Origin of the sequence: Porphyromonas crevioricanis (assembly GCF_900476255.1) — a bacterium.
GTDB lineage: Bacteria > Bacteroidota > Bacteroidia > Bacteroidales > Porphyromonadaceae > Porphyromonas > Porphyromonas crevioricanis.
This window is the reverse complement of record NZ_LS483447.1, coordinates 1,054,178-1,074,722: the sequence shown is the minus strand read 5'-3', so window position 1 is coordinate 1,074,722 and position 20,545 is coordinate 1,054,178. Positions and strand designations below refer to the sequence as shown.

16 protein-coding genes are annotated in these 20,545 nt (G+C 45.0%); 5 read left to right on the top strand and 11 right to left on the bottom strand.

What is annotated here, in order from left to right; translation table 11 throughout:
* The first annotated feature begins 8 nt into the window (after positions 1–8).
* Genes mreC through prmA form a run of 5 tightly spaced genes read left to right on the top strand, consistent with a single transcriptional unit; the run spans position 9 to position 5,704 of the window.
* Positions 9–917, top strand: a complete 909-nt coding sequence (mreC, locus tag DQN70_RS04795; protein ID WP_023940172.1) for a rod shape-determining protein MreC — start codon at positions 9–11, stop codon at positions 915–917.
* Entirely contained in the window at positions 907–1,431 is a 525-nt protein-coding gene (locus DQN70_RS04790) for a rod shape-determining protein MreD (RefSeq protein ID WP_042225868.1), read from the top strand. Before mreC ends, DQN70_RS04790 begins: the two co-directional genes overlap by 11 nt.
* Entirely contained in the window at positions 1,431–3,371 is a 1,941-nt protein-coding gene (locus DQN70_RS04785; RefSeq protein ID WP_023938085.1) for a penicillin-binding transpeptidase domain-containing protein, read from the top strand. Before DQN70_RS04790 ends, DQN70_RS04785 begins: the two co-directional genes overlap by 1 nt.
* The gene (gene rodA, locus DQN70_RS04780; RefSeq protein WP_023940170.1) at positions 3,368–4,819 is read left to right on the top strand and encodes a rod shape-determining protein RodA; all 1,452 of its coding nucleotides are present in this window, start codon (positions 3,368–3,370) and stop codon (positions 4,817–4,819) included. The genes DQN70_RS04785 and rodA overlap by 4 nt, the downstream gene beginning before the upstream one ends.
* Positions 4,820–4,837: 18 nt before the next feature.
* Positions 4,838–5,704 carry a 50S ribosomal protein L11 methyltransferase gene (gene prmA, locus DQN70_RS04775; RefSeq protein ID WP_023938559.1) on the top strand — a complete coding sequence of 289 codons (867 nt, stop codon included), beginning with the start codon at positions 4,838–4,840 and terminating at the stop codon, positions 5,702–5,704.
* A 104-nt stretch (positions 5,705–5,808) separates the two neighbouring features.
* Here prmA and DQN70_RS04770 read toward each other — a convergent pair whose 3' ends face one another.
* The 11 genes from DQN70_RS04770 to DQN70_RS04720 all read right to left on the bottom strand — a co-directional run bounded on the left by DQN70_RS04770 (position 5,809) and on the right by DQN70_RS04720 (position 20,509).
* Positions 5,809–7,575 (bottom strand): phosphoethanolamine transferase, encoded by a 1,767-nt coding sequence (locus DQN70_RS04770; RefSeq protein ID WP_023940167.1) that lies wholly within the window; start codon positions 7,573–7,575, stop codon positions 5,809–5,811.
* A 22-nt stretch (positions 7,576–7,597) separates the two neighbouring features.
* Positions 7,598–9,253 (bottom strand): sulfatase-like hydrolase/transferase, encoded by a 1,656-nt coding sequence (locus DQN70_RS04765; protein ID WP_023940166.1) that lies wholly within the window; start codon positions 9,251–9,253, stop codon positions 7,598–7,600.
* A 250-nt stretch (positions 9,254–9,503) separates the two neighbouring features.
* Positions 9,504–10,397, bottom strand: a complete 894-nt coding sequence (locus tag DQN70_RS04760) for a hypothetical protein (protein WP_231968877.1) — start codon at positions 10,395–10,397, stop codon at positions 9,504–9,506.
* Between the two features lie 93 nt (positions 10,398–10,490).
* Positions 10,491–11,384, bottom strand: coding sequence for a hypothetical protein (locus DQN70_RS04755; protein ID WP_231968874.1), 894 nt, complete (start codon positions 11,382–11,384; stop codon positions 10,491–10,493).
* 93 nt (positions 11,385–11,477) lie between these two features.
* On the bottom strand, positions 11,478–12,455 hold the full coding sequence (locus tag DQN70_RS04750; protein ID WP_111759340.1) for a hypothetical protein: 978 nt from the start codon (positions 12,453–12,455) through the stop codon (positions 11,478–11,480).
* A 42-nt stretch (positions 12,456–12,497) separates the two neighbouring features.
* Positions 12,498–15,350 (bottom strand): hypothetical protein, encoded by a 2,853-nt coding sequence (locus DQN70_RS04745; protein WP_023940161.1) that lies wholly within the window; start codon positions 15,348–15,350, stop codon positions 12,498–12,500.
* Between the two features lie 4 nt (positions 15,351–15,354).
* Positions 15,355–15,846, bottom strand: a complete 492-nt coding sequence (locus tag DQN70_RS04740; protein ID WP_023938663.1) for a DUF4280 domain-containing protein — start codon at positions 15,844–15,846, stop codon at positions 15,355–15,357.
* An 8-nt stretch (positions 15,847–15,854) separates the two neighbouring features.
* On the bottom strand, positions 15,855–16,691 hold the full coding sequence (locus DQN70_RS04735; protein ID WP_145980602.1) for a hypothetical protein: 837 nt from the start codon (positions 16,689–16,691) through the stop codon (positions 15,855–15,857).
* 32 nt (positions 16,692–16,723) lie between these two features.
* Positions 16,724–17,290, bottom strand: coding sequence for a hypothetical protein (locus tag DQN70_RS04730; RefSeq protein WP_023938671.1), 567 nt, complete (start codon positions 17,288–17,290; stop codon positions 16,724–16,726).
* Positions 17,274–18,587 carry a zinc-dependent metalloprotease family protein gene (locus DQN70_RS04725; protein WP_042225863.1) on the bottom strand — a complete coding sequence of 438 codons (1,314 nt, stop codon included), beginning with the start codon at positions 18,585–18,587 and terminating at the stop codon, positions 17,274–17,276. The genes DQN70_RS04730 and DQN70_RS04725 overlap by 17 nt, the downstream gene beginning before the upstream one ends.
* 14 nt (positions 18,588–18,601) lie before the next feature.
* Entirely contained in the window at positions 18,602–20,509 is a 1,908-nt protein-coding gene (locus DQN70_RS04720; RefSeq protein ID WP_111759339.1) for a type VI secretion system Vgr family protein, read from the bottom strand.
* Between the last annotated feature and the right edge of the window lie 36 nt (positions 20,510–20,545).

The window sequence follows — 20,545 nt, the reverse complement described above, 5'->3', positions numbered from 1 at the left end:
GAGATCGAATGAGTAGGCTGTTTGCTTTCTTTGCCCGCTACAAGCATTGGCTGGTTTTCTTGGTGCTGGAGATTGTAGCCTTGACAGTGCTGTTCAACGACAGTCTGTACCACCGTAGTATTGCCTTGGTGGCAACCAATCGGCTGTTGGGTCGGGTCAATGCGACAATCAGCTCGGTGGGCGAGTATGTCCGGCTAAAGGAGCAAAACAAATCTTTGCTGCAAGAGATTGCATCTCTGGAAGCTCGCTATTACATGCTGGAGCGGGATATACAAAGGGCAGCTGCCGACACCGTTCGCCCCGTGGTTTTCGCTCTCGACTCCGGAATAAGATATAGCATGCCGAATTATGTCACTGCCAGAGTGATCCGAGCATCGAATCGCAAAACGGACAATTACCTCTCCATAGATAAAGGTACAAGAGACGGCATAGCCAAGGATATGAGTGTGATGAGCGCAACAGGTGTTGTGGGTACCGTTGCAGCCGTATCTGAGAGTTGCGCTTTGGTGGTTCCTCTGATCAATTCTAAGCTAAGGTTAAGCTGTAGGATCAAGGGGCGAGACTTCGTAGGCTCGCTCAGTTGGGACAATCCCTCCGACATCACTCATGCCAGACTTTCCGACCTACCCAGACATGCCACCGTAAAGGTGGGAGATACCGTGGTTACCAGTGGCTATTCGTTCACCTATCTACCAAACTTGATTGTTGGCACAATAGAAAATGAGGAGTTGGATCACAAAAGCATACAAACCACTCCGGAGCAACAGATAGATATTTCTTCGCACACCAATTTCTCTTCCGTCCCGGTGAGACTGGCAACTGATTTCTCTCGTCTCTCCTTTGTATATGTCTTCACGGAGCAACCCTCCCCGGAGATACAACGCCTACAAGACTCTTTGCCGACCTATGGACGCTAAACAACACCTAAGCTGCATTCTATCGGCAGTGCTGCTGGCCTTGTGCCAAGTCTGGCTGTTCAGTCCGGTCTCTCTTTTCGGCTTTGCCACACCTCTGGTCTATGTGTACATCTTACTGATGATACCTCACCGGGCATCCCCTCTTACCACTCTGCTCTACGGATTTTTCTGTGGTATGCTGGTGGATATTCTTGGTAATTCTCCAGGCCTGCACACAGCAGCTCTTACGGCCACAGCTTTTCTGCGGAACTACATTGCAGTTCTCTTTGTCTCGGACGACATTGAGCTCAAACACCTCCGCCCGGGTTTGCGATTGATGGGTGGGCGGTTTTACCTCTTTCTCTTCCTCCTATCCGGGTTACACACCTTACTGGTCTTTCTATTGGACGCATGGTCTCTATTCGATCCACTACACTTTGTCACACGCACAGTCTCCAGTTGGGTGGCTACCTATATTTTCCTTCTTCTTCTTCACCTCCTCTTCGGGGGGCAAAAAGCTAATCACCGCCATTGATGGCCGTCCACAAGCCTAACAGCAGCCGTTATCTCATCGTAGTGATAACCATCGCCATCGTATTGCTGTATATGGGGCGGTTGTTTTATTTGCAAGTACTTACCCCAAGTTATAAGGAGCGAGCTGACAGCAATGCATTCTACCAGAAACCAATTTACCCAGCCAGAGGGGTGATATACGATAGGGACGGTGATTTGCTCGTATACAACAAACCGACCTATGACCTGATGGTAACGATTCGTGAGGTAGAGAACCTGGATACGCTTGATTTGTGCCACACTCTGAAGGTTGAACCTGATATACTTGTCAAACGCTTGGTCGATGTCAAGAATAGAAAACTCAACCCAGGCTATTCACCTTTTGTTCCACAAGTACTGATTTCTCAGATAGAAGCACCCGAGGCTGGTCGCTTTCAGGAGAAGTTGTACAAATACCCCGGCTTCTACATCCGCTCTCGTACCCTGCGAGAGTATGAGTACCACCACGCAGCCCATCTATTGGGGAGCTTGGCCGAAGCCAACCCGAAAGACTTGGAGCAGGACAGCTCTCTGGTAGCAGGAGACTATGTGGGCAAAACCGGTGTAGAGAAGAGTTACGAGCATATTCTCAGAGGAGAAAAGGGAGTAAATATCCTCCTTCGAGATGCCAGAGGACGAATCAAAGGACGCTACCAAAACGGACAATTCGACAAAGCTCCGGTGCCAGGGCAAGACATCACTCTAAGTATAGACAAAGACTTGCAAGCTCTTGGAGAAGAGCTGATGCAGGGCAAGAGAGGAGCTATCGTAGCCATAGAGCCTGCAACGGGAGAGATCCTCTGTATGGTAAGTGCTCCGTCTTACGATCCGGCCTTGCTAGCAGGGAAAGAGCGTGGCAATAATCATCGAATACTGGAGCAAACACCGGGGAAACCTCTATATGCGAGAGCTATTATGGGGACCTATCCACCGGGGTCTACTTTCAAAACTTCTCAAGGAGCTATCTTCCTGCAAGAGGGGGTCTTGTCTTCATCCTCTCTACTAAGCTGCTACCATGGCTTTCCTCCACTGCACAACAGACCGGCCTGTCATGGTCACGGATCGCCATTACCTCTGGTGCCGGCATTGGCAACCTCCTGCAATGCCTATTTCTGCTGGGGATTACGCTTCATGCTGGACAACAGGCAGTACTACCCCACAGTACAACAAGCCTTTGAGAAATGGAAAGACTACATCGTAAGGATGGGCTTTGGCTATAAACTCGATGTCGATCTGCCAAGCGAACGAAGAGGCTATATACCGAACAGCAAAGTGTATGACAAAGTGTACAAGGGTAAATGGAATAGCAGCTCTATCATCTCCATAGCTATTGGGCAAGGGGAAATTCTGGCCACCCCAGTACAATTGGCCAACTTAGCGAGCATCGTTGCCAACAGGGGGCACTACTACAAACCGCATATCGTAAAGCTTGTAGGGCAATCTCCCGCCGACACGCTGTATTCCCGGAGGAGAGATACCGGCATATCCGCCGATATATGGGAGAAAATAGCCGAAGGAATGGCAATGGCGGTCTTGGGTGGTACGTGTAGGGGGGCTAACTTTGCTCCGGGTGAAATCACTGTCTGTGGCAAGACCGGAACAGCCGAAAACCCTCATGGGAAAGACCACTCGGCTTTCATCGGTTTTGCACCGAAAGAGTCGCCTCGCATTGCAGTGGCTGTGTATGTGGAGAATGGAGGTTTCGGGGCCACATTCGGAGTTCCTATCGGGCGGCTCATCATGGAGTATTATCTCAAAGGAGAGTTAAGCCCCGGGGCTATGGCAACGGCCTCCAACATCAAGCAAACGAAGATATTCTATCACGACGACGTGTATAGGCACCCAACTCTCAAGAGCGATACCAGCCGGATGAAACAGGTCACAACCTCGCAGGTGAAACCTCTGATAGGCTCCCAGCAATGAAACCGAGCAACAACACCATATTGAAACTGTTGGACCGACCGACGATCCTGCTCTATCTGGCATTAGTCGTCGCTGGCTGGTTCTCTATCTGTGGTGCTACTTACGACTTCGATACCTCTGCTCTATTTTCCATGGGTAGCCGCCCGGTAATGCAGTTGATCTGGATTGCCACGGCCATCTGCATCAATGGAGTATTACTAACCATAGACAGCAATACTTATGAGGTATTAGCTCCTTATCTCTATGTCGGGATGCTGTTGCTACTAGCAGTAACCATCGTGATTGCTCCGGACATAAAAGGCTCTCACTCATGGCTTGTCTTAGGGCCTCTACGCCTACAGCCTGCCGAATTTGCCAAGATAACGACCTCCATGGCTTTGGCCTCCGTTTTGGCCATGCATGAGTTTAAGCTGAGTAGCATCAAAGGCTACACGTGGATATTTACAATCGTGATGCTGCCTATCCTTCTGATCATCTTGCAAAACGAAACGGGATCAGCACTGGTCTTCTTTGCTCTTTTTCTGGCTCTATATCGGGAGGGATTCAATGGTGTTTTCTTAGGTCTGGCCACATCGGCTGTTGTCATATTTGTTGCGGCAATTAAGCTCAGTGACAGCTACTTTTGGGGGCATACCCCAGCCGATGTATGGGTCGTCTCTTTCCTTATCATGCTGGCGACCATGGTCAGTATCCTCATCTATGTGCGCAAACCCGGCCAATACTTCTGGAGTATTACAGTAGGAACTATTGTGCTACTGTATGTAGGGGGGATTGCTCTTGCGCTGAATATGCCATTCAATTTCGCCATTATCAACTATGTTGCAATTGCCGGCCTGAGTATCTGGCTCATTTACCGAGCGTGGACACACCTGCGCATAGGATACTTCTTCATCATGCTCTTCAGCATCGGATGCTTAGGATTCTTTCACTCGGTCGATTATGTATTCGACGAAGTGATGCAACCTCACCAGCAAACACGCATAAAAGTAGCCCTCGGAGTAGAAGATGACCCCAGAGGGAGTGGCTACAATGTGGAGCAATCCAAGATAGCCATTGGTTCGGGAGGACTTACCGGCAAAGGCTTCCTGAAGGGTACACAAACCAAACTTAAGTATGTACCCGAGCAGGCTACCGACTTTATTTTCTGCACAATCGGAGAAGAGAAAGGATTCGTAGGAGCCAGTCTCGTACTGATAGCCTTTGCAGCTCTGATATTGAGAATTCTATACCTATCGGAGCGACAGACAACTGTCTTTGCTCGAGTCTATGGCTACTGCGTAGGCAGTATTTTTCTGTTTCACTTGATAGTGAATGTGGGCATGGTGCTTGGCATTGTACCAGTAATAGGCATCCCCCTCCCATTCTTCAGCTACGGAGGCTCGTCGCTTTGGGGTTTCTCCATACTGCTCTTTATCTTCCTCAGTCTCGATGCACGCCGAGAGGCTTAAACCACACCCAACTATACTATGCTGTATCACTGCTATAAAATCAACTATATCCGCAGACCCGAAGAGTTGGACTGCGAGACGGTAAGCGACTTGCTGAGCCAAAGCCTTGCCGAATACGGATTTGAGTCCTTTGAATACCAACCCAATGGACTGTATGCCTACATACCTACCGAGCTATCGAAACAAATCGACATAAAAGAGGCTGTCTCCAACTTCCCTCTGCCAGGCTTAGAGATCGACTATGAGGCAGAAGAACAGCCCGACATTGATTGGAATCACGAATGGGAAAGCAAGTACTTCCAACCGGTGAGGATAAATGAGTTTTGCCGTATACGTGCGCCTTTTCATCCAGAGGATAAAACAGTGGATTTCGATATCCTCATCTCTCCCAAAATGGCTTTTGGAACGGGTAACCACCAGACCACAGCATTGGTGGCAGACACTCTTTTCTTTTTGGATCTCCTCAACTTGCAAGTATTGGACATGGGTTGTGGCACCGGCATTCTCAGTATCATTGCTTCCCTCAGAGGGGCCAAAACCGTCACAGCCATAGATATAGACAACTGGGCTATCGAAAACACAAGAGAAAACGCACGACTCAACAAAATAGACAACATAACATCCCTAGTCGCAGATGCAAGCCAACTCCCCTGTGTCGAAACCTATGACCTTATCGTAGCCAATATTATGCGCAATGTATTGCTGGAGGATATGCCTCAATACACACAGTGCCTGAAAAGAGGAGGCAAACTGCTAATGAGCGGTTTCTATGCTGAAGATATACAACCGCTCAAAGAACGAGCTGTCTCCCTGGGTCTTACCCCAATAGACCACCGAACAGGCAAGGAGGGATGGTCTATACTCATTGTCAGCAAACTCAAATAAAACTTCTCTACCAAATTTATCCCAGTCTATACTCAAAGACAGGGGATCATAATTGATCGATTGAGTAGAAAGTCAGCTAAAATCTGCCACGCAAAAGAACCTTCTCAATACTTGGAGGTAAATATTAAATCCGTTCTCCAACCATGGAACTCTCTGGGGCGCGTAGCGTCGAAAGACTCTCCCCAAAGCTCGAAAGCAGGATTGCTGAAGCGGTTAGTAATCCCCATCAGAGCAACCAATGAAGGAGTGAGCATATCCGTCATAAAAGGTCGATGACGAGCCGATAGTACCGCCTCATAGATATCAGGATTTTCTTCTATGAACTGAGGACTCATATAAACCATAAAAGGGATACGCATAGCATTCTCCGTTGCACCATGCCCATACGAATTTTCATAGCCAGGCGCATCATAGCGGACTTGCCCATGATCTGAAAAGTAGATTACAATACTGCTGGTATCGGCATATCGCCTGAAAATTTGATCTACCACATAATCGTTGTAGAGGATACTGTTCAGGTAGTAAGCAGACATGATTTTTTGATGATCATTGAGTTGAGTCTCGATAATACTATCGGCTGTGAAGTGTTCATACTGCTCCGGGTAACGATCTTTATAATACTCGTGACTACCAAACAGTTGCACCGTTGTAAACAAAGGAGATCCAAAATCTCTATAATCAACGAGAAGAGGTAAAATGTCTTCATCATACCTTTTGTCCGAATCAACACTACCCCATCTCCAAATACCATAAGTATCCAACGTCGTATATGCAGTACTGTCAGCTATATTTGTGATAGCTGTAACATAACCTAAATAAGCCCCTCCCCGTTCCTGCGTACTGGTATGATATGTCTTGTAATTCGCACTCTTAAATACTTGATGTATGGAAGGGAATTCATACCACTGTGAAATGGTATCGAGTGCATTATGGTAGGTGAGTACACTCTTCAAGGATTCATCTGTCGATGGTGCACAAGTCACGACATCATCATAGAGGATCAAATGACCTGCCTTGGCCATCGAATCCAGCCGAGGAGTAGTCTTCAACGGATAACCATAACACTGCATATCCACGCTACGCAACGACTCCCCGATAATCAGCACCACATTGTGTGGAGGTCTCTCCTTAAGAATTCGAATGGGGTCAAGAGAAATGGAATTCATCTGATCCATCCTCTCTTGTAGCTTCAATCGTTCATTCATTGCCTGCTTGGTGGCTACAAAAAAGCGTTCTGGCATGGATAATTGATCATCGTTGATATAAAAATCACTGTAAGCCCTTCTTGAGCAACTATATGGAGCAAAGAAAAGACAAGCAGAAAAGATGATGACCAATGTCCCTATTCGTCTGGCCATGGAATAACGCGAGGTCGTAATAAAATACTTGCATACACGTATCAAAGGTCTATGAACTGCAGCAAGGACAGCAAAAAAAAGCAGCCACAGAATAGCTCTAAAACCTTGTCCAATGGAAATCCCCCAGGGAAGCAGCTCTCTGCGAGCTCCTTCGCTTGGCGAAAATAGAAACTGCATCATCACTGTATCGGTCACGGATGTGCCTTTCTCTGTCAAAAGAGAATACTCCCAAATAAATAACAATGAAACGAGAAAGACCTCACAACCTACAACCCAGCTGCGAACGGTGCGAAAAGGGATAAGAGCCGGTATAAGAATAGCCAAAGCCAGCAATGGCAAGGCTATAGTTGTCCAATAAAGAGGCCAGGTATCGGTATGAATAGAGATCGTCTGCACAAGATAGAGATCGAGCAATTGTATGGCCAAAATAAAAATCAACAGACTGATAGAGGAAGAAGAAAATATACGCTGCCATACTCCTTTCCAATAATCCTGCCGAGAGCTTGCTTTCATCACCATGTCACCATATAACAAATTATTCTCGTTTGTACTCAAAGCCAAATATTGGGGTCAGTCGATCTGGTAGAAAATCAGCCGAAATTCGCCCTGCAAAAGCCGTTCTCAAAGCATCCCCTATGCCCGGTCGGATCTCCTCCATTGCAGGACTCACATAGATAAGCAAAGGCAACCAACCCTCCTTCTCTTTTGACAAATCATAGTTGCTATAAGGATGGCTTTTCCCAAAAGCTCCGGCTTGTCCTACATATAGTACTATTGATGGGGTATCTCGGTAGTGATCAATAATTCGGCTAAAAATCCAATCTTGACTTAAGATCAGATTACTGTAATGAGCAAGTAATTGTTGTCCCGGGCTATCCAAATCTTTTCCTATGGGCACATCCGGAGCTTCAAATTCAAAGAAATCTTCGGGGGTACGACTCCATATACTGGGGGTACCTCCGTTGAGGGAAACTATTTGAAAGAGAGATTTGCCATTGGGGCATGGATCAGCCAAATGCTCCAAGGCTTTTTCGTCATAAATATTCTCATCACTCCAATATTCCTCTCCTCCTCTTAAATGAACCCAATATTTGTGTTGACAATCATTGGCCAGCTGAGGGGCAACGTCATGACTCGGAGAAGCTGTGTTCAAATTGTCAAGCCAATAGGTTTCATAACCGGCCATCTGCATCACGCCCGATAGCGAAGGATAAAGGTCCCACGACAACGAATCGCTGAAATGGGCGTAACTAAGCATACTTGACAAAGATCCCAAATTGGATGAATGATGAGCGTATAGGCTATCAACACGTATCAATTTGCCCTGAGCCAACATCTTGTCTATAAGAGGGGTATTATCCACAGGGTAGCCATAGCAATGCATAAGGGCAGGATAAATATGAGGAGCTGTCACAATTACGATATTGTGAACAAGGAGGGAATCCGAGCGAATGAACTTGGCCGGATCTGCCTGTGCCAAATGGTAATCCATATTTGACAGTTCGATTTCCTTTTGGGCTGTAAGATAGCTGACTAAAACCCGTTCCGTCATGCTCATGGAACTATAATTCGACCAATTATTTTTATACCCCTGCAACGTATAAGTACTATGAAGGATCAGTCCCCCCAAAAGGCAAATAGAGACTATGGGTACCACTATTTTTCGAGAGACACAGCGACTTACACGAGCATGAAAGGCCGATAGCATTTGTTTTATTCGATCCCAATAGAAGGAGAGCAGCCAGCAGATAATCCAAACAAAAATGATTGACAGTAAGGCTTTTAGTATTACTCCAGCATATTCTGCCATACCCTTAAAAAAGCCCAATGCTTCTTCGGGATTGGTAGCCAACATCGGCGCTGCAGTAGCATCGGTGTAAGGAATATGATAGACCTCGAGCAGATAAACATCAGTCACGAAAAACAAGGAAGCGACCAAAGTCAATATCACAGCCACCGTTCGCCTGAGCCATCGCCATGGCAGGAAGCAGACAAGATAAAAAGCCACCACAGACCAAGCAAGGGCAGACAGAATGATCGGCAAACTAAGTTTGTAAGAAGGCAAAACCTTTTGGACGGAGATCCCATCCAAGATCTGGATCAAAAAGAGAAAACATAAAAGCCAAACATAGGAGCGTCTGCGGTACAAATATTTGAAGAACACCGCTCGCTGCACACGAGGAGAATCCATGTAATTAGATATAATTATTCAAATCATTCGGCTGCGAAGGTACCTATTCAAGATGAGTTAAGCAGAACAAACTATAGATAATAGGAATGGAGGATTTTGTGTGTTATGAGATTATGAAAATATTCTCTCGATAGTCTCTCAAAATCTCATGTCACTTTTTGGGGTGGATTATATTGCTTTCGGAAACACTGACGTGCACTGAAAAAGGTTGACAGAGGAGTGCAACCTTTTTTCAGTACCTGCCAATGGATCAATAAAGCTCTACCAATTCTTCGCCATCGGCAGGCATATAAAGAGCGATGAATTGACTGGATACATAGCTTCGTTCGTCAGGATATGCTTTCTTTTCTTCCTCGGTTTCGTAATACTCTGTTCTGAGCACATTGTCCAATTCCATCTTCCGGCGCAGATAAACCAACTTCCCGTTGCCGCAAATCACCATCTCGTAGTTTTCTATGGGCAAAGCTATCCAGTCTATCGGGTTGCAAAGGAAACGGAACAAATAGTCCTCATCTATATGTGCTTTTCGTAATCCTTCCTCACCCAGATAGCTCATCTCCGTGAGAGGCCATGTGGTCGGCAGCCGCATCTTCTCATATTCGTAATATTGTCCGTCGATCATCATTTGCCGTACCTTATTGTAATGTGCCAGTACTTTCTCTTCCAGATGAGGAACCTTTCGGAGATCTTTGGCCTGGGCAAGGATGTGTTTGAAATCGAATGGTAGGGAGGCATCGAAACTCAGGGTATCACGGTAAAGTGGAGTTTTCAAAGTGCCGATGTCTTCCGGGGTATATAATTCTTCGATCGTTTCGGGCATTCCCACTAATTTTTCTCTGTAATGCACCACCTTGATGTTCACCACCGCATCTTTGGCCACCAAGGTTTCGCCTGTGCGCGGATAAACCTCTATGCTGACCGTATGCCGGCCACTTCCCAGCAATACATCGTTGATTGGGTAGAGCATCGACTGTCCTCTATCTTTTACGAAATGATACCCCAGCGGAATATCATTCACACGGATCAACAGGCGGCATCCCGTCTTGTTGACCTGCAGGTAATATGCAGGTTTTTCAGCATACGTTTTTACTCTTCTGAGCTCTTCCTTGATCAGTGCCTCCATTTTCGCCTTTTCCTGTTCCATTTCTTTCTGGTTTTTCGTTTTTACCTGCGCATGCATACAGCCGACCAGACAGAACAACGAGACAAGTATCGTGCAGCTCTTCATAAAGTTCAATCAATAAAGCTCTACCAGTTCTTCGCCATCAGCAGGCATATAAAGGGCGATGAATTTGCTGGAAACATAAGTTCGTTCATCAGGATATGCTTCCTTTTCTTCTTCGGTTTTATAGTATTCCACTCGAAGCACCTCGTCCAACTCCATCTTCCGGCGCAGATAAACCAATTTTCCGTTGCCACAAACCACCATCTCGTAGTTTTCTATGGGCAGGACTGTCCAATCTATCGGGTTGCAAAGGAAACGGAATTTTCTATCCTCATCTATGTACGCCTTTCGCAATCCCTCCTCGCTCAGATAGCTCATCTCCGTGAGAGGCCACGTGGTTGACAGTCGCATTTTATGGTATTCATAATATTGTCCGTTGATCATCATTTGCCGTACCTTATTGTAATGTGCCAGCACTTTCTCTTCCAAATGAGGAACCTTTCGGAGATCTTTGGCCTGGGCAAGGATATGTTTGAAATTGAACGGTAGGGAGGCATCGAAACTCAGGGTGTCACGATAAAGCGGAGTTTTCAAAGTACCGATGTCTTCCGGGGTATATAATTCTTCGATCGTTTCGGGCATGCCCACTAATTTTTCTCTGTAATGCACCACCTTGATGTTCACCACCGCATCTTTGGCCACCAAGGTTTCGTCTGTACGCGGATAAACCTCTATGCTGACCATATGACGGCCACTGCTCAGCAGTACATTGTTGATTGGGTAGAGCATCGACTCTCCCTCGTCTTCCACAAAAGAATAACCCAGCGGAATATCATTCACACGGATCAACAGGCGGCATCCCGTCTTGTTGACCTGCAGGTAATATGCCGGTTTTTCAGCATACGTTTTTACTTTTTGGAGCCTGTCTTTGATCAATGCCTCCATTTTCGCCTTTTCCTGTTCCATTTCTTTCTGGTTTTTCGTTTTTACCTGCGCATGCATACAGCCGACCAGACAGAACAGAGAGACAAGTATTGTGCAGCTCTTCATAAAGCTCAATCAATAAAGCTCTACCAGATCTTCGCCATCAGCAGGCATATAAAGAGCGATGAATTGACTGGATACATAGCTTCGTTCGTCAGGATATGCTTTCTTTTCTTCCTCGGTTTCGTAATACTCTGTTCTGAGCACATTGTCCAATTCCATCTTCCGGCGCAGATAAACCAACTTCCCGTTGCCGCAAATCACCATCTCGTAGTTTTCTATGGGCAAAGCTATCCAGTCTATCGGGTTGCAAAGGAAACGGAACAAATAGTCCTCATCTATATGTGCTTTTCGTAATCCTTCCTCACCCAGATAGCTCATCTCCGTGAGAGGCCATGTGGTCGGCAGCCGCATCTTCTCATATTCGTAATATTGTCCGTCGATCATCATTTGCCGTACCTTATTGTAATGTGCCAGTACTTTCTCTTCCAGATGAGGAACCTTTCGGAGATCTTTGGCCTGGGCAAGGATGTGTTTGAAATCGAATGGTAGGGAGGCATCGAAACTCAGGGTATCACGGTAAAGTGGAGTTTTCAAAGTGCCGATGTCTTCCGGGGTATATAATTCTTCGATCGTTTCGGGCATTCCCACTAATTTTTCTCTGTAATGCACCACCTTGATGTTCACCACCGCATCTTTGGCCACCAAGGTTTCGCCTGTGCGCGGATAAACCTCTATGCTGACCGTATGCCGGCCACTTCCCAGTAATACATCGTTGATTGGGTAGAGCATCGACTGTCCTCTATCTTTTACGAAATGATACCCCAGCGGAATATCATTCACACGGATCAACAGGCGGCATCCCGTCTTGTTGACCTGCAGGTAATATGCAGGTTTTTCAGCATACGTTTTTACTTTTTGGAGCCTTTCTTTGATCAACACCTCCATTTTCGCCTTTTCCTGTTCCATTTCTTTCTGGTTTTTTGTTTTTACCTGCGCGTGACCACAGGCGATAATCAATGTGAATAGAGTAACGAATAATATTGCTTTCATATCTATGATACGGTTTGTTTATTTGCGCATATATGATATGGTCTATTTATCTGCAAATGGATAAATGCGCCCTTGCCAGATAGTGGATGGCTCAATAAGGGCAAGCGGTTGAGTATCCAATTCAAATCCCTTCGAACTTGTTTCCTGCTTCCCCTCTTTATCCTTCTTCTTTTCTTCATATTTGGCCTCTCCACTAATTGTTATCGTAATGCCGTTGAATCGTACGTCAAGATCAAGGTAAAAGCCCTCTTTATTGCTATATCCCATGGCTGGTTTGAAGGTGAGTCCGGTGGAAGCCTCTCCACCAAATCCGGCTTTGACAGACTGGGTTCCTTTACCAGATATCGTAACGGTTTCTACTTTTACTTCTGCACTCAACCCCAGTTCCACTACAAACGTAATGGTCATGGGAGATTCAAGGCTTACCCTCTTCTCTCCCGAAGAGAACTCATATATCCCCTTGATGGATAAACGGCCTCTCAAACAGAGGTTGAACCAGATCAAACCCTCATACTTAACCTTGCCTCCCGACATGAAATCGGTAAGCCATTCGATAAGATCATTTACCTTCAGGATCGCTTTGATAATTTGTCCCGCAGCAGGGATATATGTCGAACAAGCAATCAGGTCGATACCACCCGTTGCTGCAATCAGAGGATCTGCTGCTATTCCTATTTCACCCTTGCGTATTACCCCTCGGGATAATCCCATTTCGTATGACCAGCCACCGCCAAGATGGAGTTCAGGGCTAGATATTTCTATAAATACCGGAATAGTCCCGCTTTTGGGATTCTTGGGCAGTATATGCCGGGCTTTAAGTTTATCCCGATTATCATCCACATTTTTTTTGAATGACAAAACATCCAAAGCGTCTCTGATGGTCTTGAATGTTTGATATACGTTTCTTACGGATTCCTCTATGTTGGCTGTAAGCTCTACTTTCTTTCCATCATTATACTCCACCGATAGTCCTAACGAGAGATCGATGTCCTTAACCTTTTTGGACGCACTCAGTGCTTTCTCCTGATGTCGCTTAAAAATGCCGTATTCTGCAGGCATATTCGTATGTGTATACAGATGAGGTTTCGAGGAGCCCAATTCAAAAAAGACTTCCCATTTAATATCCGGATACACATTGATATTGACCATCTGGTTGGGATAGGCGCAGGTATTTACAAGGACCAGATAGGATTGTTTCATTTCTTCTTTGGGCCAGAAGTAGCGGAAAAGCCATGCGGAATCGACTATCTTGTCTCCTATTTTACCTAAACTGGTATCGTATGTTTTATTGTAATCGTAGCGCAGGGTCATCTCCAGTTTATTTCTGGACAGTTTGTAATCCTCCTCCCGCATCCCCAACTGTTTCATTTTACTCAGGTCGAAAACGTTTTTATCTCCTTTGTGGGAGAGGGTTTTGTTTCTGCAGCTTTTTGTGTCAAGATCTTTCAACGTAATACTGACATTGGAAGAGCTTTTATGCTCCCCAGCTACAAGATTGAAGCCTATGTTGCCGGTCAGATCGCGTACCCCTTTGTCCGTTTCTTCGAAGATGAGATCCGGGTCTCGTCCGGGAGAAGAAACTTCGATGGCCGTGTATTTGCAGGGATTGTTTGCCGGAGCTTTGAACTTTCTGTCATTTTTGCCTACTACGGCAAGCATTTTGGATACATTCTCTCTAAGATGTTCCTGAATCTCTGATTTCTTTTCATACCGAACCTTGAACCGAAGCTGTTTGCCTAATTTCTTTTTTTCCGTAGCAGGATAAAAACAAGCCAGTGCCTTTGCCGTTTTCTCTGCTTCCTCCCGTGGATTATGCCCCATATATGGATCGGCAAATTTCCCTTGAGGACGCTGGTAACGGATGGAAACCGTTTCTTCATTCTCCGAATCTTTTGTGTAATTGCCGATACTATCGTTGGTTTGCAGATTGATTTTTCCAACATCGAATACCAGATCAGAGGTATTCGAGTCTATCGAATCCGTTTTTATCTTTTGGGCATTCGGATTGTACATCAGTTCGGCTTCAACCTCTATCCGTAATTCCTTCTCCCCATTGTTCTCTTTATGCCCGAGCATTTCGCGCCAAGAGGGTTCAATCAGCAAGGACATCTGGTTGTGAGATGTCAACTTCGCATCAGAAGTGACATTTCTCGCCAGGATTACTTCCTTTTTCAGAACTTTTTCACCACAATATACTGTAAGGTGATACTTCCCGAAGCTATGAAAAGTCGCCAATACGTCATTGGGCATACGGTGTGAAATAATTTCCAGATTGACCGTGTTCCCATATGATTGTATAGTGGGAAGTAAAGTCTGGTCTTTGGGATATCCTATCCATGAAATATCCATCGGCTGTGGATCATCAAAGAATACGATATAAATCCCATAAATACTATTTTTCTTTTGGAAGTCGGGAATATTGAAATATGGCTCCAGCCAATAAAAACGCCCCAGAGAAAACGTAGAAGAGCTTCTGATACTAATAGTCTCAGTATATACGGTTTCAAATACTCCCTCTTCAATCTTGATCGTTTTCTTTTGATTTTCGACCACATTAAACCCCTGATTCTTCCATTTCCCTTTATCGTCTTGAGCAGCATGCACCCAGTTTATCTGTTTGAGTTCTGCATCCGAAACGGGAGGATTGCCTATGGAAGAAGGGATCGGCTGCCATTTTCCGTTTAAATCCGACAAACCTTCCTTCCGAGCTTTTTCACGCCAACGTTCTACCTCCAACCCATATGAGCTCCCTATCCTTAGTTCGATACACGCTTCTTCATACCCTCTTTTTACATAGAGAATATCGACGGTTTTCCCTGCAACAGACACATTGCGGTGTACGATAACGTTTTTACCGTCTTCTCCCAATACTACGATTTCATATTTCCACCCCATGAGATCAACTACCTATTGCCTGAATAATTACACCTTCGAATAAATCGTGCTCAATAGAATCCGCCGGATTGAAAAAAGGATTTATTTGACTGTGTATTTCTTCTTTTGCTTTTGCCATGTTCTCTGCCGATGGGACAGCTTGTTGTCCATGATGCACGATTTCGATACATGGAGCGCCTCCTCCCACCGGACAAATAGCTCTACTCTCGTTTGTTAGGATTTTTCCACCGTTGCTAAGAGTGACTTTATCATAAAAACCAGTCCATTGGGTGACGACGGATTTGCAGGGATTGTTGTTCATCATTTTGCAGCTTCCGAATGTACCAGACAGAAACGCTTGACCAATTTCTTTGTCGGTAGCGATTAACTGTTGTGAAGCTGTATTATCATTGGCATAATGCTTCTTCTGGGTCTTTACCTGCAGGACATCCGGTATCGTCCCGAATTGGCACTTACAGATCGCTCCGTGTACGAGAATAATTTTTTCTTTACCCATTTTCTTTTTCAGTTTCTAAGATAGTGTATCCGTATGGATTGAAACAGGCTTTCTTTACCTCCTTCATCTTCTGACAGAAGATAAGTATCGGCGTAAATATCGTCAATGGTCTTCATTTCACTGGAAATGAAATAGGAAACTTTTGCCCTGAAATTGTCCTTGTGAGGGCTTCCATCCGAAGTAATAGAGTATCTGGCAGCCCGTCCATCAAAAGAAAGGAGGGTGCTATCCTCATTCTCCTCTTCTTCCAGCATGAATTTTCCATTGAAGAGAAGCCTTTCACCATACTGTCCGGAGGGGATGTGAAGCTGGCTCATCTTTAGACAATAAACCGGGCTATCAATAGACAATGGAATCACAAACAGATTTATAAAAATGAAGTTTTTCTCTATTGCTGACTGCATGGCATTTACATCTCTCAGAATAGTGTCCATCTGACTGATATAAGTGAGCAGATATTCTCCGGCGTTTTCCTGCAAAAGTTCTTTTTTCTTTGTCTCCCATCTTTCTATTATTTCTTGAGAGTTGTTGATCTGTATAGTCCCGTTTTTTCGATTGATGGACAAATCAAGAGGATAAAAAGCTTGGGAAACGGATATGCTTAATTTGTCTATAAAACTTTCGGGAGCATGACCATCGATAAAGAAATCCCCACAGGAATACAGCAAGCGATATTCATCAGGCTCCTCGGATGCAAGCCGTTCTATGATGACATCGAAAAGCAGCTCGATGTTTGCTTTCGGATAGCACACACTTTGGCGATAGATACGCATGATGCTTGCTCTACTTTCGTTTGCTGCCATCCCTATGTGATCATTTTTGTATTGGTTTAACGATTTAGGCATGTGTAATTTCCCCAAAATCACTCATGTGTAACTCAATGTTCAAAAGTTACGCTGCTCTCCAAAACACCCATTCTGAATATCTCTTTCGCAATAACACGCTCAGAGTTATTTATGTCGTAGCATACCCATACGCCATCCTTGAACCCTCTTTTATAGGAACCCGTCCAAAATCTTCCTTCGCTGTAGTTATCGCATTTCCATATTCCGGTTCTTTGCCCCTTATGGTAATTCCCTTCTTCACCTTTTCCCTCTTCTACTTCACACCAGTAGCCCTCCTTCTGATCATTATCATAATATCCAAATACACCCCCATATATGGTCGATGATGAAAACAGACCCTGCCTTTTCCCTTTTTCGAAAGTCTCGACCCAAAAGGATAAATCCTTGTCAAAAGTAACCCATTGACCATGCTTTTTCCCGTTTTTGAAGCTGAGAATAGTTTTGCGTGTTTTGTCTACCAAGACATAAACCCCATCAAGACGACAAGTATAGGTGCTATCATTAAGCTCTTCTTTCGTAAGAGTCTTCTGAGCCTCAATTTTTGAGATACTTCCCAAAAGAAGAATAATCAAGCATAAAAGTCTACTCTTTATTTCCATGATATGAAACTATTTCCTCTTGCATTTTCAACCATTGTCTTCTCGAGAATGTAATTCTATCAAAAGGATTCCTGTTTTGTTGTTTTTTTGGATCCATAGGATAATCCATTACATTGTCTGTTTTTAGGATTTGTAATTTGTAGGTATTTCTTTCGTCAAAAGTATGCCTCAACCCTAAGACATGACCAATCTCGTGTAGTAAAATCCTTTTTGCGTAATCAGCTCCGTCAGAATAAATATATTGTGGGCATACAATGTAGTTCGATGTGGTTGGCTCTGTTCCTGCCCATGCAGCCCCAGAAGAGAAATCTTTAGTAAGAAAACCACAGAGAAAAGCAAAAACCCCTTTATCCTCACATAACGGTTTTATGGCCTCATGAAACGAAGAATTTATAATTCTCTTATCCTCTGTGAGATAGCCTTTTTTAATCCAATCTTTGGAGTCTATTTTTACATCCTTAAATACGACATCACACTTTATTAGAGCTTGGTTAACCCCAAAATTATTTACCCTATCTGCAACAGAATTTACCCAGTCATCATTTACGTCTCCCAAACAAATTTCATTGGCTCGTTCGATTTTAGACTTTTCCTCCTCATTCTCTGCTTTGTCAGGATCATCCAGCAGTCGAATCAGAAAAAGGGTAAAATGATATCTACTATCATTGCGTAGAATGTTCAACTTCCCAACAAGGTTTTGGGAGGCCAAATCTCTTGCTTCTATAAATATTTTATCATCTGCAATTTTTTCAGTACATCTAATCTCGATTATATGAGAAGACTCTTGTGAATCTATTTCCGTTGGATTCACTAACAAGGAAGGGGAGGATGTTGATAATCCTATCTTAGTTCCAATGTTATCTTCGCTATTGTTTAGACTCTCTACTTCAAGTTTTAATCTAATTCCTTTTTCAGATTGCTGTTTGTGATCATCAGGGAATATTGACAACCATGGAACATAATATGTTTTTCCATAAATCTTCATTGATTCGTAATCCTTTTCCAATTCGTCAAAGTTTGAACAGATATCCCTATAATCATCCCTCATCCAATCGAATCCAAATTCGCCATCGTAATCGTCAGGTCTTCTGAAATGAACGATAAGTTCCGATTTTTTCTTTGCGGGATTGTCAGGAGGTGTAGGAGGATCTTCTGGTTCCCCCAAAAAAAGACCTTCATCTGCCGTCTCGTGGAATTTATCCGTTGCACTTTCCACGATATCTGAAGCGGAGTAGATTTTATAATCTCCCCCAACCATTTCAGTGATATGTCCTTTTACATTTCTGATTCTGCTCATAACTGGCTATGAAACTAAAAGAGAGAAGAATTTTCTCCGCCATTGTTGCGGATTTTCTTTTGTGCCTCTCTGTAAAAGGTTCCGCTCACTTTACTGTCAATACCCTGATCGCTATTTACAACCGTTTTACCCTGTTTTGTCTCGCTGTAAACATCGCCTTCTATATTCTCGACGAGGCTGCCGGATACGAAAACATTTATATCTCCGGACACCGTCGTATTCTTCATCCCCTGAACTGTTTCCGCATTCGTCTCACCAACGGTAAGAGAATTATTCTTCCCAATATGCGTATTCATATTTTCCAATACATTCAGACTGATGTTCTTAGCATTGACCGTTAATGTTTCAGGTGTAGATATTTCAATATTCTTTCCTCTCGTATCCAATCGAATAGCATTTCCCCCCCTGTCTTTGATGGTGATGCTCCAATCGCCTTTCTCGTCGTCGTCGAAGACGATATGATGTCCGCTACGGGTGCTGATACTCTTGAGGTGATTCTGATCATGCCCTCCCCTTCCGCTTTTGCCGTGAAAGAGACTGCCCGTGACATAAGGGCGGTGGGGATCGCCATATTCGAAGCCGACCATCACCTGGTCGCCCTCCTCCGGAATCGATACAAATCCTCTGTTTGCTGTAACCGTGCCACTCGTACCTGCATCGGGAGTCTGAACTCGGATCCAGTTCGTAGACAACCCCTTCGGTTTTTGCCAGTCGAACTGCACCCTGACCCGTCCCTGTCCATTCGGATCCTTGTTGTCCGAAACGGTAGCCATCTCCGGATAAGCTTTTACTTCCGGGGCATAGGCTTCAGGTACACAGTCGATCAGAGCAGGCGAGGCTGTGAACCAATTGGTGTAGTCCCCATTCTTCTCAATCCGGTGGCACAAGGAGGTGATGCGGTATTTTCCGAGGGCAGGAACATCCATGCGTTCAGGGAACAACACATCTATGACTCCACCCAGACGCAGACGACAGGTCTTGGTCGTTCCTTCTATTCGCAGCATCCGCCCCACGGCATCCGCCTCACGCTGTGCAGCCAGATCCGACAAGTTGAATTCGGTATAGACCGGAGAATTCGAGGGTAGAGTTCCTTTCTCGGGAAACAGACGATCCGACCGGCGGGCAATGTTTTCGATCAACGGATTACCTCCGGGAACAGACTCCTCGGAAGGGAAGCGCAGGAATTTGTCATCGGCCGCAACGTAGTCGTAATGGGCATATCTTCGAGGAATGGCAGAGGCACAAGTGCGCAGACTAACGATATCACTGTCGAAAAAGAGTTTTTCGCAGTCTGCCGTGTGTGGCGCACCGAAGAAGAGAGTACGACCATCGTAGAAAAAAGGCTCTCCATATATACGGGAGAGTCGGTTAAGAAACTCGAAGCCACTCTCCCGGTACTGCACTGAATAAGGCAATACTCCTTTGTAGCGGGGATTGCATTCGACCTTAAAGTAAGCCTCCTTTGTTACCTCGGAAACGATATCCGTCAACTGTCGATCGACGAAAGAGTGCATACCCGGTGCTCCATCGAGACTCATGGCGTCACCACGTCCGATGATCCTGACACGATTCGATCGATGTCGAAAAAAACTGCTTCCTATCCCGTCATTTTCCCATGCATCGATGCGTACATCGGTCACCCATCCGGAGAATTCGTACGAATCTTTGGATGTGAGATGTTCGAATCGGATCAGCGTTCTAGCTCCGATCAGGCTCATGAGCTTTTCGGGAGTCTCTTTCCAGAGCTCGTCCTGTGAGAGGTATTCGCGAACGACCTCAAAGTGGTGGCATGAGTTCATGGGCTGTTCGAGGGTCAGAGATTCGAATAGAAACTCTTCTCCATCGAAGCGAACTTTAGGTTTAACTGGATTTAAGGGAGGGAAAGTGCTCTTCTGATGTGCATAAGAATTGCCGAAGTTCATTGGCTATAGAGGTATTTATTACTGTTCTTGCCGCGA

Coding starts and splice junctions, on each gene's coding strand:
- mreC (WP_023940172.1), top strand. CDS start 9: ATGAGTAGGCTGTTTGCTTTCTTTGCCCGCTACAAGCATTGGCTGGTT.
- DQN70_RS04790 (WP_042225868.1), top strand. CDS start 907: ATGGACGCTAAACAACACCTAAGCTGCATTCTATCGGCAGTGCTGCTG.
- DQN70_RS04785 (WP_023938085.1), top strand. CDS start 1,431: ATGGCCGTCCACAAGCCTAACAGCAGCCGTTATCTCATCGTAGTGATA.
- rodA (WP_023940170.1), top strand. CDS start 3,368: ATGAAACCGAGCAACAACACCATATTGAAACTGTTGGACCGACCGACG.
- prmA (WP_023938559.1), top strand. CDS start 4,838: ATGCTGTATCACTGCTATAAAATCAACTATATCCGCAGACCCGAAGAG.
- DQN70_RS04770 (WP_023940167.1), bottom strand. CDS start 7,575: ATGAAAGCAAGCTCTCGGCAGGATTATTGGAAAGGAGTATGGCAGCGT.
- DQN70_RS04765 (WP_023940166.1), bottom strand. CDS start 9,253: ATGGATTCTCCTCGTGTGCAGCGAGCGGTGTTCTTCAAATATTTGTAC.
- DQN70_RS04760 (WP_231968877.1), bottom strand. CDS start 10,397: ATGGAACAGGAAAAGGCGAAAATGGAGGCACTGATCAAGGAAGAGCTC.
- DQN70_RS04755 (WP_231968874.1), bottom strand. CDS start 11,384: ATGGAACAGGAAAAGGCGAAAATGGAGGCATTGATCAAAGACAGGCTC.
- DQN70_RS04750 (WP_111759340.1), bottom strand. CDS start 12,455: ATGAAAGCAATATTATTCGTTACTCTATTCACATTGATTATCGCCTGT.
- DQN70_RS04745 (WP_023940161.1), bottom strand. CDS start 15,350: ATGGGGTGGAAATATGAAATCGTAGTATTGGGAGAAGACGGTAAAAAC.
- DQN70_RS04740 (WP_023938663.1), bottom strand. CDS start 15,846: ATGGGTAAAGAAAAAATTATTCTCGTACACGGAGCGATCTGTAAGTGC.
- DQN70_RS04735 (WP_145980602.1), bottom strand. CDS start 16,691: ATGCCTAAATCGTTAAACCAATACAAAAATGATCACATAGGGATGGCA.
- DQN70_RS04730 (WP_023938671.1), bottom strand. CDS start 17,290: ATGGAAATAAAGAGTAGACTTTTATGCTTGATTATTCTTCTTTTGGGA.
- DQN70_RS04725 (WP_042225863.1), bottom strand. CDS start 18,587: ATGAGCAGAATCAGAAATGTAAAAGGACATATCACTGAAATGGTTGGG.
- DQN70_RS04720 (WP_111759339.1), bottom strand. CDS start 20,509: ATGAACTTCGGCAATTCTTATGCACATCAGAAGAGCACTTTCCCTCCC.